Genomic DNA, 14,848 nt, shown 5'->3' with positions numbered 1-14,848 from the left:
CCGTGGGGGTGATGGCGGAGGTGTCAGCCCATCAGGGCCAGGAACCCGGCGACCGTCGCGGCCATCGCCTCGCGGCCCGGGGCGATGTACTTGCGCGGGTCGACGCCCGTGGTGTCCTCGGCCAGGTAGGACCGGACGGCGCCGGTGAACGCGGTGTTCAGGGCCGTGCCCACGTTGATCTTGACCATGCCGGAGGCGGCGACGGCCTGGCGGATCTCTTCGTCCGGGACGCCGCTGGAGCCGTGCAGCACCAGCGGGACGGGGACGGCGTCGCGCAGCCGGCCGATCAGCTCGTGGTCCAGGGCGGCGGTGCGCTCTGTCATGGCGTGCGAGGAGCCCACCGCGACGGCCAGCGCGTCGACACCGGTCGCGGCGACGTACGCGGCGGCCTCCGCCGGGTCGGTGCGGACGCCGGGGGCGTGGGCGTCGAGGGGGGCCTCGCCCTCCTTGCCGCCGACCTTGCCGAGCTCGGCCTCGATCCAGATACCGCGCTCGTGGCCCCAGGCGACGGCTTCGGCGGTGGTCCGCACGTTCTCCGCGTACGTCAGCTTGGAGGCGTCGAACATGACGGAGCCGAAGCCCTCGTCGTGCGCCTGGTGCAGCAGCTCCACGGACTCGACGTGGTCGAGGTGGAGGGCGAGCGGGACGGCGGAGGCGCGGGCGACGGCGGCGGCGGCCGCCGCGATGGCGGAGAGCCGGCCGCCGTGGAACTTCACGGCGTTCTCGGAGATCTGGAGGATGGCGGGGGCCCCGGCCCGCTCCGCGCCGGTGGCGATGGCCTCCGCGTGTTCCAGGGTGATGACGTTGAAGGCGGCGATCCCGCCTCCCTGGGCCTGGGCGGCGGAGACGAGTTCACCGGTACTGACGAGCGGCATTGCTGACCTCTGTCGTTTCCTCGGGCCCGGTGGGGGCCCGGTGGGGGTGCGGCGCTCAGGCCGCTCCGTGTGCGTGTTCCTCGATGGCGACGCGCGGCAGCAGCTCCTCGTAGGCCGCGCGGTCGAAGTCACCCGCGGTGGGGGCCAGCACGGTCGCCGTCGACAGTGCCACCGCCCGTCGCAGCCGGTCCGGCCAGCTCAGGCCCTCGACGAGGGAGGAGAGCAGCCCGGCCACCGCGGAGTCGCCGGCCCCGGTGGGGTTGCCCTTGACCGCGGCGGGCGGGGACGCCTGCCAGCTGCCGTCGGGGGTGACCGCCAGCATGCCGTCGGGGCCCAGCGAGGCGATCACCGTGTGCGCGCCTCTGCGGCGGGCGTCGCGGGTGGCGCGGGCGGGCTCGCGGGAGCCGGTGAGCTGGGCGAGCTCGTCGGCGTTCGGCTTGATGAGGTCGGGGCGGGCGGCGATGCCCCGGCGCAGCGGTTCTCCGCTGGTGTCCAGGAGCACCGGGACGCCTGCGGCGCGGGCCGGCCGGATCAGTTCGGCGTAGGCGCCGACGTGGATGCCGGGGGGCAGGCTGCCGCACAGGGCGACCGCGTCGGCGCCGGTGAGCAGCTTCTCGTAACTGCGGAGGAAGGTGGTCCACTCGTCGGCGGTGACGTGCGGGCCCGGTTCGTTGAACTGGGTGGTGTCGCCGGTGGTCCCGTCCACGACGGCCAGGGTGCGGCGGGTGTCGCCGGCCACCGGGACGAGCGCGTCGGTGAGGCTCGCCCGGCCGGCCGGGAGGTCCGCGAGCAGTTGCCGCAGTACGGAGCCGGTGGCGCCGCCCGCGAAGCCGGTGACGACGCTGTCGTGGCCGAGGGCCGTGAGGACCCGGGCGACGTTGATGCCCTTGCCGCCGGGCCGCTCGGAGAGATCGGTGACCCGGTGGCTGGCGTGCGGGACGAGGGCGGGTACGCCGTACGTCAGGTCGAGTGCCGTGTTCAGCGTGACTGTGAGGATCACTCGGCCGCCCCCTCGATACGTGCTGAGCGCGGATGCCGTAGCGGAACCCGCTGTTCCTGGTTGTTTCGCGGACGATCATGCCAAAGAGCCGGCGGCGGGCCCAGACCCGGGGGACAACCGCCGTCTCTTCGTTACGTTCTGTCCGAGGCTCGGGACGGTGGCCGTCAGACCGCCACGGGCACCGGCTGGACGACCCACTCGCCCTTGCGCATGACGCCCTTGAGCGCGAAGTCGGCGTCCAGGACGACCAGGTCGGCGTCCTTGCCCGGTTCCAGCGAGCCGACCCGGTCGTATACGCCGAGCAGCCGGGCCGGGTTGGCGGAGATCGACTGGACCACGTCACCGACCGGGATGCGGTCGATGGTCACGGCCCGGTGGAAGGCGGTGTCCAGGGTGAGGGTGGAGCCGGCGATGGAGTTGCCCTCGACGAGCCGGGCGACGCCGTCCTTGACCTCGACGGCGAGCGGGCCCAGCTGGTACTGGCCGTCACCGAACCCGGCCGCGTCCATGGCGTCGGTGATCAGGGCGACGCGGTGGGCGCCCGCGTGGTGGTAGGCCAGCTGCAGGGCGGCGGGGTGCAGGTGCGTGCCGTCGTTGATCAGCTCGACCGTGATCCGCTCGTCCTCCAGGAGGGCGGCGATCGGTCCGGGTGCGCGGTGGCCCAGGGGCGGCATCGCGTTGAAGAGGTGCGTGGCGACGGTGGCGCCCGCGTCGATCGCCTCGACGGTCTGCTCGTACGTGGCGTCGGTGTGCCCGATCGCGGCGATGACGCCGTGCTCGGCGAGCAGCCGTACGGACTCGATGCCGCCGGGCAGTTCGGTGGCGAGCGTGAACATCTTCGCGGTGCCCCGGGCGGCGTCCATCAGCTTGCGGACCTCGGCCGGGTCCGGGTCGCGCAGCAGGCCCTCGCTGTGCGCGCCCTTGCGGCACGGCGAGATGAAGGGGCCCTCGAAGTGGATGCCGGCCAGCTCGCCCTGCTCGACGAGCTCGGAGAGGATGCCGGCCCGTCCGGCGAGGAAGTCCATCTCGCCGGTGACGGTGGAGGCGACCAGGGTGGTGGTGCCGTGCTCGCGGTGGGTGCGGACGCCGGTCAGGACGTCCTCCACGGTGCCGGAGGTGAAGGAGGCGCCGCCGCCGCCGTGGTTGTGCATGTCCACGAAGCCGGGGACGATCCAGTGGCCGGACAGGTCGAGGCTCGGCGCGTCCGGTGCCGGACCGGCGGCGATGCGGGTGCCTTCGATGACCACCCGGCCGTTCTCGACGGTGCCGGTGGGGAGTACCACCTGGGCACCTGCGAGAACTGTGCTGTCTGCGCGTCCGGCCATCAGGCGGATACCTCCGTGGAGAGAAGATCCCAGGCGAGCAGCCCTGCGCCCAGGCATCCGGCGGTGTCCCCGAGAGCCGCGGGGACGATGTGGGGCAGCTTCTGGAACGTGATGCGTTCCTCGACGGCCGCACGGAGTGGTGTGAACAAGGTTTCCCCCGCCTCGGCGAGACCGCCACCGATGATGAGCGTGCGGGGGTCCAGCAGGGTGAGCGCGGTGACGAGCCCGGCGGCGAGGGCGTCCACGGCGTCGTGCCAGACCGCGAGGGCCGCCGGGTCGCCCGACTCCACAGCCTTGGCGCAGTCCGCCGCGTCGGCCTTCGGGTCGCCGGACGCGATGGCCCAGGCCCGGCTGACGGCGGCGGCGGAGGCCAGCGTCTCCAGGCAGCCGCGCTGGCCGCAGCTGCAGTCCGGGCCGTCCGGCCGGATCACGATGTGGCCGATCTCGCCGGCCGAGCCGTGGGCGCCCGCCTCGATGGAACCGCCGATGCCGATGGCCCCGGCGATCCCGGTGCCCAGCGGGATGAAGACGAAGCGGTCGGCGCCCCGGCCCGCCCCGATCCGGCCCTCCGCGAGTCCGCCGGTCCTGACGTCGTGGCCGAGGGCGACGGGGACGCCGAGCCGCTCACCGAGCAGCCGGCGCATGGGGATGTCGCTCCAGCCCAGGTTGGCGGAGAAGAGCGCGACGCCGTTCTCGGCGTCGACGATGCCGGGTACGGCGACACCAGCGGCGAGAGCGCTCTCGCCGAAGTGCTCCTCGCCGTACGCGCGCAGATCCGCCGCGAAGGCGAGGATCGACTCCACGACCGCGTCGGGACCGCGCTCTCTGCCGGTCGCGCGCCGCGCCTCGTAGAGCAGGGCGCCATCGGCCCCGACCAGTGCGGCCTTCATTCCGGTGCCGCCCACATCGAGGGCGATGACGTGTTTCACGGGAAACAGTTTCGCCCGAGGAACCCCAAAAGGTCTAGTCCACTATCGCTGTTTGTTGCGCATCCATACAAAATCGGCCCGCAACCGCGCGGCAATCCGCCGTGAACGCGCCCGGCGTGCGCCCTCAGCCCGGCAGGATCACGCTGCGCGACAGGTTGCGCGGGTGGTCCGGGTCGTAGCCCTTCGACTCCGCGAGCGCCACCGCGAGCCGCTGGGCCCGGATCAGATCGGCCATCGGGTCGGCGGCGGTACGGGCCACGAGCGTCCCGCCGACGCCCTCGACCTCGCCCGCCAGACCCTCGGGCAGGGCGCCGAACACCCAGGCCACCCGGTTCGGTCCGGTGACCGCGATCGGGCCGTGGCGGTACTCCATCGCCGGGTAGGACTCCGTCCAGGCGCCCGCCGCCTCGCGCATCTTCAGCCCGGCCTCCTGCGCCAGCCCGTAGGTCCAGCCGCGCCCCAGGAACGTCCACTGCTCGGCCGAGACCACCGCCTCCTCCAGCGGCTCCGTCACCGCCAGCTCCGCGTCCACCGCGGCCTCGGCCACCGTCTTCACGCCCGCCGGGAGCGGCCCGGAGGCTTCGAGCCCGGCCCGCAGGAAGGCGAGCGCGGTGGTGGCGAACCGGGTCTGCACGACCGACTCCTCGTCGGCCCAGTCCAGGACCGCCACCGTGTCGGCGGCGTCCATCACCGGTGTCTTCGGGTCTGCGGTCAGCGCGACGGTCGGCGTCTTCCCGCGCAGTTCGGCCAGGAGCGCCAGCACCTCGCTCGTGGTGCCGGAGCGGGTGATGGCCACGACCCGGTCGTAGGACCGCCCGGCCGGGAACTCCGAAGAGGCGTAGGCGTCCGTCTCGCCCTGCCCGGCCGCCTCGCGCAGCGCCGCGTAGGCGATGGCCATGAACCAGGAGGTGCCGCAGCCGGTGACGGCGACCCGCTCGCCCGGACGCGGCAGCCCCTCGGCCACCGCTCCCGCCTCTGCGGCACGCCGCCAGCAGCTGGGCTGGGTGGCAATTTCTGATGCGGTACGGGACATGCGGTACGGCTCCTCGCGGGGATGGGCGCGTATAAAGGTCTGGACCATTAGGGCTGCTGGAGGGTTAAGGGCCTTGTGCCGGGCCCTCGTTGACCGAGACGTCGACCGAGACCTACTTAGCAGTTACTCCGCGTCCCGTGCAATGCTGCTGCGTTGCCGAAGCGATACCGGGGCGGTGTAGACCTCCTCGGAGGCGGTGGGGCAAAATCGCAGCTCATCCGGAGCGCCCCACGCCGACGTGGGTGGAGCGGATGGCGCGATCGACAAGAACGGACTGAGCTGTGCAGCGGCGTTACTTGGGACTGACGGCGGCTGTCGCCGCTCTGGGGATGACGGCGGCGCTGTCCGGCTGCGGCGGCGGGAGCGGCGGGGGAGACGTCACGCTGAAGCTGGTCGCGGCCGATTACGGCACCGGCGAGGCAAACAAGTCGGACAAGTACTGGGACGGTGTCGCCCGGGGCTTCGAGGCGTCCCACCCCGGCATCAAGGTCGACGTGACCGTCCTGCCGTGGACGGACATCGACCGCAAGGTCGCGGAGATGGTCAAGGCCGGAAAGGCACCCGACATCGCGCAGATCGGCGCGTACGCGGACTACGCCAAGGCCGGGAAGCTCTACTCGGCCGACCAGATGCTCAGCGTCCGCACCCAGGCCAACTTCCTGCCGGTCCTCGCGGACGCGGGCCGGGTCGGCCAGGTCCAGTACGGACTGCCGTTCGTGGCCAGCACCCGGCTGCTCTTCTACAACAAGAAGCTCTTCGGCCAGGCAGGGCTCGACGCCCCGAAGACCTGGAGCGACATCGCGAGCGACGCCGCCGCGCTCAAGCAGCGCGGCGTGAAGTTCCCGTTCGCGCTGCCGCTGGGCCAGGAGGAGTCCCAGGCCGAGACGCTGATGTGGCTGCTCAGCGGCGGCGGTGGCTACACCGACGACGTCGGCTCTTACAACATCGACTCGGAAGAGAACATCAAGACGTTCGACTGGCTGAAGTCGAACCTCGTCGACAAGGGACTCGTCGGCCCCGTCGCCCCCGGCGAGCTCAACCGGGCGAAGGCCTTCCAGGCGTTCACCAGCGGTGACGTCGGCATGCTCAACGGCCATCCGACGCTGATGCAGGAGGCCCAGGAGAAGGGCGTGGACGTCGGCATGGTGCCGCTGCCCGGTATCACCGGGCCGAGCACCAGCTCGATGGGCGTCGCCGACTGGATCATGGGCTTCAAGCAGAACGATCACCGGGTCGAGATGGGCAAGTTCTTCGACTTCATGTTCAGCGACAAGAACGTCATCGACTTCGCGGACACCTACGACATGCTGCCGGTCACCGACAGCGCCTCGGCCGCGATGGAGACCGACCCCAAGTACAAGCCGCTGTACAAGTTCCTGGACGCGCTGCCGAGCGCGCAGCTCTACCCGTTCGGAAAGACGTCCTGGGCGCGGGCCAGCGAGTCGATCAAGAAGAACATCGGTGAGGCGGTCGAGCCGGGCGCGAAGCCCGAGAGCGTGCTGGCGCGCATAGCGCAGGAGTCCACGGCGGCGGAGAGCGCGGAGTAGCGGGCGGCGGTCCGCAGGTCACGGCCCGCGCAATATATTGGCTGATATGACCGCCCTTCCCCCGGACCCCCCCGACCAGCCCGCCCCGCCCTCTGCCGGACTCTCGGACCGGGACCGCGCGGTGCTGGCCGTGGAGCGGCAGTCATGGACCGGGCCCGGCGCGAAGGAGCGGGCGATCCGGGAGCGGCTCGGCATCTCCCCGACCCGCTACTACCAGCTTCTGAACGCCCTGCTGGACGACCGGCGGGCCCTGGAGGCCGACCCGGTCACGGTGAACCGGCTCCGGCGGGTACGAGAGGCGAGGCGGGGCCGCCGCTGAGGGCCGGGGCGGAGCCCCGGCCGGGCCCTGTGTGGGGCGGAGCCCCGGTCGGGCCCGCGGGCAGGCCACCGCCTATAGGCTCGGACGCATGGGCAGCCACCCGCACACCCCACCCCTGCCGACCCCGACGACCCCCGCCGGACGGGAGGGCCTCGCCGCTCTCCTCGGCCGGCCCGACCGCGCCGTCATCGCGCTCGATTTCGACGGCACCCTCGCAGACATCGTGCCGGACCCCGAACAGGCCCGCGCCCACCCCGGGACCGTCGAGGCGCTCGCCGCACTCGCTCCCCGGGTCGCGTCGATCGCCGTGATCACCGGCCGCCCGGCCGGCGTCGCGGTCCGCTACGGCGGCTTCGCCGGGGTCGCCGGACTGGACCACCTCGTCGTCCTCGGCCACTACGGCGCCGAACGCTGGGACGCCGTCTCCGGCACCGTCCACGCCCCCGCTCCGCACCCCGGTGTCGCCGCCGTGCGGGCCGAACTGCCCGGCTTCCTAGACAGGTTCGACTCCTGGCGCGGTACCTGGATAGAGGAGAAGGGGCAGGCGCTCGCCGTCCACACCCGCCGCGCAGAGGACCCGCAGGCCGCCTTCGAGGCGCTGCGCGGCCCCCTCGGCGAGCTGGCAGCCCGGCACGGCCTGATCGTCGAACCGGGCCGGATGGTCCTGGAGTTGCGGCCCGCCGGCATGGACAAGGGCGTCGCCCTCACCCAGTACGTGCGCGAGACGGGCGCCGAGTCCGTGCTGTACGCGGGTGACGACCTGGGCGACCTGGCCGCGTTCGCCGCCGTGGAGAAGCTCCGCAGCGAGGGCCCCGACGGCACCCCAGGCCTGCTCGTCTGCAGCGGCGAGGCGGAGGTGCCGGAACTGGCCGCGCGCGCCGACCTGTTGCTGCCGGGCCCCGGAGCGGTCGTCGGCTTCCTGTCAGCCCTGGCGCAGCGCCTCTAGCTGGTCCAGGAACCACTGTTGCGGCGGCAGCGCGGTGGCCGCCTCCGCCAGCCGCTCCGTGCGCTCGGCGCGTACGTCGTCCGCCATCGTCAGCGCCTCGTGCAGGGCGTCGGCGGTGGCGGACACGTCGTACGGGTTCACCACGATCGCGTCGTCGCCCAGCTCCTCGTACGCGCCCGCCTCCCGCGACAGCACCAGCGCGCAGCCGTGGTCGGAGACGACCGGGACCTCCTTGGCGACCAGGTTCATGCCGTCCCTGATCGGGTTGACGAGCGCCACGTCGGCCAGCCGGTACGCCGCCAGCGAGCGGGCGAAGTCGTCCTTGACGTGGAGGACGACCGGGGTCCAGTCCGCCGTGCCGTGCTTCGTGTTGATGTCGTCGGCGACGCGCCGCACCTCGGCCGTGTACTCCCGGTACACCGCGAGGTCCTGCCGCGAGGGGTAGGCGAACGCCACGTGGACGACCCGGCCGCGCCACTCGGGCCGTTCGTCGAGCAGCGCCCGGTAGGCGAGCATCCCCCGGACGATGTTCTTGGACAGCTCCGTGCGGTCCACCCGCACGATCGTCTTCCGGCCGGGGCCCACCTGCTCGCGCAGCGCCGCCATCCGCTCGTCCACATCCGGCTCGTGCGCGCGCCGGAGCAGGAAGTCCGCGTCGGCGCCGAGCCCGTGCACGCCGATCCGGGTGCGGCCTGTGCCGCCCAGGATCTCCGTACAGCAGCTGATGAAGCCGTCCGCCCAGCGGCGGGTCAGGAAGGCCGCCCGGTCGGCGCCGAGGACACCGCGCAGCACCTGCTCCGCGATGTCGTCGGGCAGCATCCGGAAGTAGTCGACGGGCGCCCACGGGGTGTGCGAGAAGTGGCCGATGCGCAGGTCGGGGCGGAGCTCGCGGAGCATGCCGGGCACCAGCACCAGGTGGTAGTCCTGCACCAGGACCGCCGCGCCCTCGCCCGCCTCCTCCGCGAGCGCCTCGGCGAAGGCCCGGTTGTAGGTCTCGAAGGACGCCCACTGGCGCCGGAACTCCGCGTCGAAGACGGGCTCCACCGGGGTCTGGTAGAGCAGGTGGTGGATGAACCAGAGCACCGAGTTCGCGATGCCGTTGTACGCGTCGGCGTGCACGTCCGCGTCGATGTCCAGCATCCGTACGCCCGGCTCACCGACCCCGCGCCGCACCGCCTCGCGGTCGCCGTCACCGAGCGCGGCGCAGACCCACATCTTGTCGTCCACCGCGCTCAGCCCCGAGACGAGCCCGCCCCCGCCCCGTTTCGCGTCGAGCGAGCCGTCCTCGCCCACGGTGTACGAGACCGGGCCTCGGTTGGACGCGACAAGAACCTGGGCGGCGGGCTGGGCGGCGGACTGGGGGGCGTGCTCGGAGACCATGCGCGGAATCTAGCCCGATCCCGAACCGTCCAAACGTGCGTGCGGCCGCGGGCCGTCCCGGCCGACGCGTCAGCCGGTACTCAGGCGGCGCGGCGCGAGACGTACTCCTCGATCTCGCGCATCGGCGGCCGCTCCTCGGTGTCCACCGGGTAGGTCTGCGGCACGAAGCCGCTCTCGCCGCGCTCGAACTGCGTCAGCTCGGGGCGCACCAGATGGCCCCGTGAGAGCCGCAGCGAAGCGGTCCGGTAGATGGCCGCCGCCATCCGGCCGAGCGCCCGGCCGTCCTGGTGGCGGTGTTTGCGGACGCCGACATCGACCTGGGCCAGCGCGTCCAGGCCGACCGTGTGCAGGGCGTCGACGAGCAGCCCCAGCTCCACCCCGTAGCCGACCGGGAACGGCAGCTGTTCGAGCAGCGACCGGCGTACGGCGTACTCGCCGCCCAGCGGCTGGACGAAGCCGGCCAGCTGCGGCCAGTGCAGATTGAGCAGCGGCCGTGCCACCAGCTCGGTGACCCGCCCGCCCTGGCCCGCGGTCTCCCCGAGCGGACGGTCGTACATCGCCTTGACGAACTGCACGGAGGGGTCGGTCAGCAGCGGGCCGACGATGCCGGAGACGAAATCGGCCGAGAAGTCCTTCAGGTCCGCGTCGATGAAGCAGACGATGTCACCGCCGGTCACCAGCAGTGACCGCCACAGCACCTCGCCCTTGCCGGGGACGGCCGGCAGCCGGGGCAGGATCGCGTTCCGGTGGATCACCCGGGCGCCCGCCCGGCGGGCGACCTCCGCGGTGTCGTCGGTGGAGCCGGAGTCGATCACCACGAGTTCGTCGACCAGCCGGACCTTCTCCATGAGCTCGCGCCGGATCGTCCGGACGATGTCCCCGACCGTCGCCGCCTCGTTGAGCGCGGGCAGGACGACACTCACGCTCCCCCGGCGCGGGTCGCCGCCCCGGGCGGCCATGAGCTGCTCCAGCGGGCGGTCGGCGCACGACCAGGAACGCCTGGTCAGCCAGCGTTCGACCTCTTCCAGCACGGTCGATACTCCCTGTATGTGATCCATCTCGCGGTTCGGACGACTATCTCAACAGTCCGGTGCTTCGGTTACAGTCTGAACAACGCAGATGGCCGTGGCATGCCGGGGTCCATCCGCCGATAAACGCCTGGATCGATGGTCCAGTGCCATAGCGCTCATCCAGAGGGACAGAGGGAACGGCCCGTTGAAGTCCCGGCAACCATCCCGCCGACCGCGAGGTCAGGTGGGGACGGTGCCAATTCCGTCTTGTGGCGAAATGCGTCACAAGGAAGATGAGGAGAAAGGGCCTCGCCATCATGGCTGTTCAGACTGTTGCAGCAACCACCGAATCTTCCGTGGACCTCGGTCCCGCCGCGGCACTTTCCTGCCGCGAGTGCGGAGAACGATTCCCGCTCGGTCCCCTTTTCGCCTGTGCGACCTGTTTCGGGCCGCTCGAAGTGGCGTACGACCTGCCGACCGGCTCCCCGGACGAGCTGAAGAAGCGCATCGAGGCCGGACCCGACAACATCTGGCGCTACGCGCCGCTGCTGCCGGTGCCCGCCGATGTCGCGGACAAGCCCAACATCAACCCCGGCTTCACCAAGCTGGTCAAGGCCGACAACCTCGCCCGTGAGCTGGGCGTCACCGGCGGCCTGTACGTCAAGGACGACTCCGGCAACCCGACGCACTCCTTCAAGGACCGCGTCGTCGCGATCGCCGTCGAGGCCGCCCGCGCCTTCGGTTTCACCACGCTCTCCTGCTCCTCGACCGGCAACCTGGCCGGTGCGGTGGGCGCCGCCGCGGCCCGCGCCGGTCTGCGCTCGTGCGTGTTCATCCCGCACGACCTGGAGCAGGGCAAGGTCGTCATGGCCGCGGTGTACGGCGGTGAGCTGGTCGGTATCGAGGGCAATTACGACGACGTCAACCGGTTCTGCTCGGAGCTCATCGGAGACCCGCTCGGGGAGGGCTGGGGCTTCGTCAACGTCAACCTCCGCCCGTACTACGGCGAGGGCTCCAAGACGCTCGCGTACGAGATCTGCGAGCAGCTCGGCTGGCGGCTGCCCGACCAGATCGTCATCCCGATCGCCTCCGGCTCGCAGCTCACGAAGATCGACAAGGGCCTCCAGGAGCTGATCAAGCTCGGCCTGGTCGAGGACAAGCCGTACAAGATCTTCGGTGCCCAGGCCGAGGGCTGCTCGCCGGTCTCCGCCGCCTTCAAGGCCGGTCACGACGTGGTCCGCCCGCAGAAGCCGAACACGATCGCCAAGTCCCTCGCCATCGGCAACCCGGCCGACGGCCCCTACGTCCTGGACATCGCCCGCCGTACGGGTGGCGCGGTGGACGACGTGAACGACGAGCAGGTCGTCGACGCGATCAAGCTCCTGGCGCGCACCGAGGGCATCTTCGCCGAGACCGCGGGCGGTGTGACGGTCGGCGTGACGAAGAAGCTGATCGAGGCCGGCCTGCTCGACCCGACGCTCACCACCGTCGTCCTGAACACCGGGGACGGCCTCAAGACGCTGGACGCGGTGGCCGCCACCTCGCAGGCGACGGCGACGATCCGTCCGAGCCTGGACGCTTTCCGCGCCGCCGGCCTCGGCACCGCCGGCTGATCCCACCCGAGACTCCAGGAAGGGCACCCACCATGAGCGTCAAGGTCCGTATCCCCACCATCCTCCGCACCTACACGGGCGGCCAGGCCGAGGTCCCGGCAGAGGGCGCGACCCTCTCCCAGGTCATCGAGTCCCTGGAGAAGGACCACCCGGGCATCGCCGCCCGCGTCCTGGACGACCAGGGCAAGCTGCGCCGCTTCGTCAACGTGTACGTCAACGACGACGACGTGCGCTTCGAAGGCGGCCTGGAAGCGCTCACCCCGGACGGCGCGGGAGTCTCGATCATCCCGGCCGTCGCCGGCGGCTGCTGACCCCGGGGACCCTGGCGGTCCCACTGCGCCGAGTCACCTGGATTGCCCTCTCCGCGACAGAAGCGGAGGGGGCAATTCTGCATGGTTGAGCGCGGTAGAGTGTGGGAAGTCCCCTTCGCTGCCCGTGCCCCCCGCATATGAGAATGCGCCTGGCCACGACAAGATGCAGCCAAAGTACCTGAGCTTCTTGCGCCATAAGTCGCCTTTGCCTGGCCCGACTTGCCCTGGAATCTCATGAATTCCTCATATTCGGGTGATCGGCGCGCCTGAGAATTTTCGTCCGATTGACCTGTTGCAGAGGGCAGTTGGGCAGATACATTCGGCCGCGGTCGACGCGTTCCGGCGCACGCACCCTCTCCTGTCGGAGGGTGGGTTCTGACCCGGGCCCGCGAAGTGCGGTCCTGTGCAAGGGCCAGTAATAGGGGAGTTAGGCATGGCTCAGGGCACCGTCAAGTGGTTCAACGCGGAGAAGGGGTACGGCTTCATCGCGGTCGACGGTGGTGCGGATGTTTTCGTCCACTACAGCGCGATCCAGATGGACGGATACCGCACCCTCGAAGAGGGTCAGCGAGTTGAATTCGAAATCTCGCAGGGCCAGAAGGGGCCGCAGGCGGACATGGTCAAGCTCGCTGTCGGCTGAGCTCGGCGCGGTCGGCCAACGACACTACTCACGCACGGAGGGCCCGTACCCCCAGGGGTACGGGCCCTCCGTGCGTCCCGAGCCACTCCCCGAGAGGGGAGGCGCTTGCACTCTCGGGGGTCGAGTGCTAATCATTGGGCTTAGCACTCTCCGGGTGAGAGTGACAGAAACTTGGACCGGGCCGGTGAGGCCCGCAGGTCTGCCGGGGCAAGGAACCGGCAGACGGCAGGCCGTCCGTCGCGGGCGCCACTCGGTCCGGAGAATCCACCCCTGTCCGGGAGGACCACTTCATATGGCCAAGATCATCGCGTTCGACGAGGAGGCCCGGCGCGGTCTTGAGCGCGGCATGAACCAGCTCGCCGACGCCGTCAAGGTCACCCTCGGCCCCAAGGGCCGCAACGTCGTCCTTGAGAAGAAGTGGGGCGCCCCCACGATCACCAACGATGGTGTTTCCATCGCCAAGGAGATCGAGCTGGAGGACCCGTACGAGAAGATCGGTGCGGAGCTGGTCAAGGAGGTCGCCAAGAAGACGGACGACGTCGCCGGCGACGGTACGACCACCGCCACCGTTCTCGCCCAGGCACTCGTCCGCGAGGGTCTGCGCAACGTGGCCGCGGGTGCCAACCCGATGGCTCTCAAGCGGGGCATCGAGAAGGCCGTCGAGGCCGTCTCCGCCGCCCTCCTGGAGCAGGCCAAGGACGTGGAGACCAAGGAGCAGATCGCTTCGACCGCCTCCATCTCCGCCGCTGACACCCAGATCGGCGAGCTCATCGCCGAGGCCATGGACAAGGTCGGCAAGGAAGGCGTCATCACCGTCGAGGAGTCCCAGACCTTCGGGCTGGAGCTTGAGCTCACCGAGGGTATGCGCTTCGACAAGGGCTACATCTCGGCGTACTTCGCCACGGACATGGAGCGCATGGAGTCGTCCCTCGACGACCCGTACATCCTGATCGTGAACTCGAAGATCAGCAACGTGAAGGACCTCCTTCCGCTGCTGGAGAAGGTCATGCAGTCCGGCAAGCCGCTGCTGATCATCGCTGAGGACGTCGAGGGCGAGGCCCTGTCGACGTTGGTCGTCAACAAGATCCGCGGCACCTTCAAGTCCGTCGCCGTCAAGGCCCCGGGCTTCGGTGACCGCCGCAAGGCCATGCTCGGCGACATCGCCATCCTGACCGGTGGCACCGTCATCTCCGAGGAGGTCGGCCTCAAGCTGGAGAACGCCGGTCTCGACCTGCTCGGCCGCGCCCGCAAGGTCGTCATCACCAAGGACGAGACGACGATCGTCGACGGCGCCGGTGACAGCGACCAGGTCCAGGGCCGCGTCAACCAGATCCGTGCCGAGATCGAGAACTCCGACTCGGACTACGACCGCGAGAAGCTCCAGGAGCGCCTCGCGAAGCTGGCCGGCGGCGTGGCCGTCATCAAGGCCGGTGCCGCCACCGAGGTCGAGCTCAAGGAGCGCAAGCACCGCATCGAGGACGCGGTGCGCAACGCCAAGGCCGCCGTCGAGGAGGGCATCGTCGCCGGTGGTGGCGTGGCTCTGCTCCAGGCCTCGGCCGTCTTCGAGAAGCTGGAGCTCTCGGGTGACGAGGCGACCGGCGCCAACGCCGTCAAGCTGGCGCTGGAGGCCCCGCTCAAGCAGATCGCCGTCAACGGTGGTCTTGAGGGTGGAGTCGTCGTCGAGAAGGTGCGCAACCTGCCGATCGGTCACGGCCTCAACGCCGCGTCCGGCGAGTACGTCGACATGATCGCCGAGGGCATCATCGACCCGGCGAAGGTCACGCGCTCCGCCCTGCAGAACGCCGCGTCCATCGCCGCGCTCTTCCTCACCACAGAGGCCGTCATCGCCGACAAGCCGGAGAAGGCCGCTGCCGCGGGCGCTCCGGGCGGCATGCCGGGCGGTGACATGGACTTCTGATC

At 70.8% G+C, this 14,848-nt stretch carries 14 protein-coding genes and 1 riboswitch; of the genes, 7 read left to right on the top strand and 7 right to left on the bottom strand.

Going from position 1 to position 14,848, the window contains the following annotated elements; translation table 11 throughout:
• Positions 1–23: 23 nt before the first annotated feature.
• The 5 genes from RLT59_RS16240 to RLT59_RS16220 form a co-directional block, all read right to left on the bottom strand.
• Positions 24–875: a class II fructose-bisphosphate aldolase gene (locus RLT59_RS16240; RefSeq protein WP_311304056.1), complete on the bottom strand. Its 852-nt coding sequence runs from the start codon at positions 873–875 to the stop codon at positions 24–26.
• Positions 876–930: 55 nt separating this feature from the next.
• Positions 931–1,875 carry a 1-phosphofructokinase family hexose kinase gene (locus RLT59_RS16235; RefSeq protein WP_311304055.1) on the bottom strand — a complete coding sequence of 315 codons (945 nt, stop codon included), beginning with the start codon at positions 1,873–1,875 and terminating at the stop codon, positions 931–933.
• 164 nt (positions 1,876–2,039) lie between these two features.
• The gene (gene nagA / locus RLT59_RS16230) at positions 2,040–3,200 is read right to left on the bottom strand and encodes an N-acetylglucosamine-6-phosphate deacetylase (RefSeq protein WP_311304054.1); all 1,161 of its coding nucleotides are present in this window, start codon (positions 3,198–3,200) and stop codon (positions 2,040–2,042) included.
• Complete coding sequence (locus RLT59_RS16225; protein WP_311304053.1) at positions 3,200–4,129, bottom strand: ROK family protein; 930 nt, start codon at positions 4,127–4,129, stop codon at positions 3,200–3,202. The genes nagA and RLT59_RS16225 overlap by 1 nt, the downstream gene beginning before the upstream one ends.
• A gap of 124 nt (positions 4,130–4,253) precedes the next feature.
• Positions 4,254–5,162: an SIS domain-containing protein gene (locus tag RLT59_RS16220; protein WP_311304052.1), complete on the bottom strand. Its 909-nt coding sequence runs from the start codon at positions 5,160–5,162 to the stop codon at positions 4,254–4,256.
• A 329-nt stretch (positions 5,163–5,491) separates the two neighbouring features.
• On the opposite strand from RLT59_RS16220, the gene RLT59_RS16215 reads away from it, so the two are divergent.
• The 3 genes from RLT59_RS16215 (at position 5,492) to otsB (ending at position 7,974) form a co-directional block, all read left to right on the top strand.
• Entirely contained in the window at positions 5,492–6,709 is a 1,218-nt protein-coding gene (locus RLT59_RS16215) for an extracellular solute-binding protein (RefSeq protein ID WP_311307746.1), read from the top strand.
• Between the two features lie 46 nt (positions 6,710–6,755).
• Positions 6,756–7,028 carry a DUF3263 domain-containing protein gene (locus RLT59_RS16210; protein ID WP_311304051.1) on the top strand — a complete coding sequence of 91 codons (273 nt, stop codon included), beginning with the start codon at positions 6,756–6,758 and terminating at the stop codon, positions 7,026–7,028.
• A gap of 88 nt (positions 7,029–7,116) precedes the next feature.
• Positions 7,117–7,974, top strand: a complete 858-nt coding sequence (gene otsB, locus RLT59_RS16205; RefSeq protein WP_311304050.1) for a trehalose-phosphatase — start codon at positions 7,117–7,119, stop codon at positions 7,972–7,974.
• Here the strand turns inward: otsB and RLT59_RS16200 are convergent.
• Positions 7,951–9,354 carry an alpha,alpha-trehalose-phosphate synthase (UDP-forming) gene (locus RLT59_RS16200; RefSeq protein WP_311304049.1) on the bottom strand — a complete coding sequence of 468 codons (1,404 nt, stop codon included), beginning with the start codon at positions 9,352–9,354 and terminating at the stop codon, positions 7,951–7,953. The two genes, otsB and RLT59_RS16200, sit on opposite strands and share 24 nt — an antisense overlap.
• 80 nt (positions 9,355–9,434) lie before the next feature.
• Positions 9,435–10,385 carry a glucosyl-3-phosphoglycerate synthase gene (locus RLT59_RS16195; RefSeq protein WP_311307745.1) on the bottom strand — a complete coding sequence of 317 codons (951 nt, stop codon included), beginning with the start codon at positions 10,383–10,385 and terminating at the stop codon, positions 9,435–9,437.
• 152 nt (positions 10,386–10,537) lie between these two features.
• Positions 10,538–10,664: riboswitch (SAM riboswitch) on the top strand.
• A gap of 17 nt (positions 10,665–10,681) precedes the next feature.
• On the opposite strand from RLT59_RS16195, the gene thrC reads away from it, so the two are divergent.
• The 4 genes from thrC (at position 10,682) to groL (ending at position 14,846) form a co-directional block, all read left to right on the top strand.
• Entirely contained in the window at positions 10,682–11,977 is a 1,296-nt protein-coding gene (gene thrC, locus RLT59_RS16190) for a threonine synthase (protein WP_311304048.1), read from the top strand.
• A 32-nt stretch (positions 11,978–12,009) separates the two neighbouring features.
• Positions 12,010–12,288 carry a MoaD/ThiS family protein gene (locus RLT59_RS16185; protein ID WP_311304047.1) on the top strand — a complete coding sequence of 93 codons (279 nt, stop codon included), beginning with the start codon at positions 12,010–12,012 and terminating at the stop codon, positions 12,286–12,288.
• A gap of 433 nt (positions 12,289–12,721) precedes the next feature.
• Positions 12,722–12,928, top strand: coding sequence for a cold-shock protein (locus RLT59_RS16180; protein ID WP_003967346.1), 207 nt, complete (start codon positions 12,722–12,724; stop codon positions 12,926–12,928).
• A gap of 292 nt (positions 12,929–13,220) precedes the next feature.
• Positions 13,221–14,846 carry a chaperonin GroEL gene (groL, locus tag RLT59_RS16175; protein WP_311304046.1) on the top strand — a complete coding sequence of 542 codons (1,626 nt, stop codon included), beginning with the start codon at positions 13,221–13,223 and terminating at the stop codon, positions 14,844–14,846.
• Positions 14,847–14,848: the final 2 nt, after the last annotated feature.

It is taken from the genome of Streptomyces sp. ITFR-6 (assembly GCF_031844725.1).
Lineage (GTDB): Bacteria > Actinomycetota > Actinomycetes > Streptomycetales > Streptomycetaceae > Streptomyces.
Note: the sequence above shows the minus strand (reverse complement) of the source record. Positions and strands in the feature narration are given on the sequence as shown.

Excerpts from the sequence above, each read along its gene's own strand:
- RLT59_RS16185 (WP_311304047.1), top strand. The coding sequence starts at position 12,010 with ATGAGCGTCAAGGTCCGTATCCCCACCATCCTCCGCACCTACACGGGC.
- RLT59_RS16220 (WP_311304052.1), bottom strand. The coding sequence starts at position 5,162 with ATGTCCCGTACCGCATCAGAAATTGCCACCCAGCCCAGCTGCTGGCGG.
- RLT59_RS16200 (WP_311304049.1), bottom strand. The coding sequence starts at position 9,354 with ATGGTCTCCGAGCACGCCCCCCAGTCCGCCGCCCAGCCCGCCGCCCAG.
- nagA (WP_311304054.1), bottom strand. The coding sequence starts at position 3,200 with ATGGCCGGACGCGCAGACAGCACAGTTCTCGCAGGTGCCCAGGTGGTA.
- RLT59_RS16215 (WP_311307746.1), top strand. The coding sequence starts at position 5,492 with ATGACGGCGGCGCTGTCCGGCTGCGGCGGCGGGAGCGGCGGGGGAGAC.
- thrC (WP_311304048.1), top strand. The coding sequence starts at position 10,682 with ATGGCTGTTCAGACTGTTGCAGCAACCACCGAATCTTCCGTGGACCTC.
- RLT59_RS16180 (WP_003967346.1), top strand. The coding sequence starts at position 12,722 with ATGGCTCAGGGCACCGTCAAGTGGTTCAACGCGGAGAAGGGGTACGGC.
- otsB (WP_311304050.1), top strand. The coding sequence starts at position 7,117 with ATGGGCAGCCACCCGCACACCCCACCCCTGCCGACCCCGACGACCCCC.
- RLT59_RS16210 (WP_311304051.1), top strand. The coding sequence starts at position 6,756 with ATGACCGCCCTTCCCCCGGACCCCCCCGACCAGCCCGCCCCGCCCTCT.
- RLT59_RS16240 (WP_311304056.1), bottom strand. The coding sequence starts at position 875 with ATGCCGCTCGTCAGTACCGGTGAACTCGTCTCCGCCGCCCAGGCCCAG.
- groL (WP_311304046.1), top strand. The coding sequence starts at position 13,221 with ATGGCCAAGATCATCGCGTTCGACGAGGAGGCCCGGCGCGGTCTTGAG.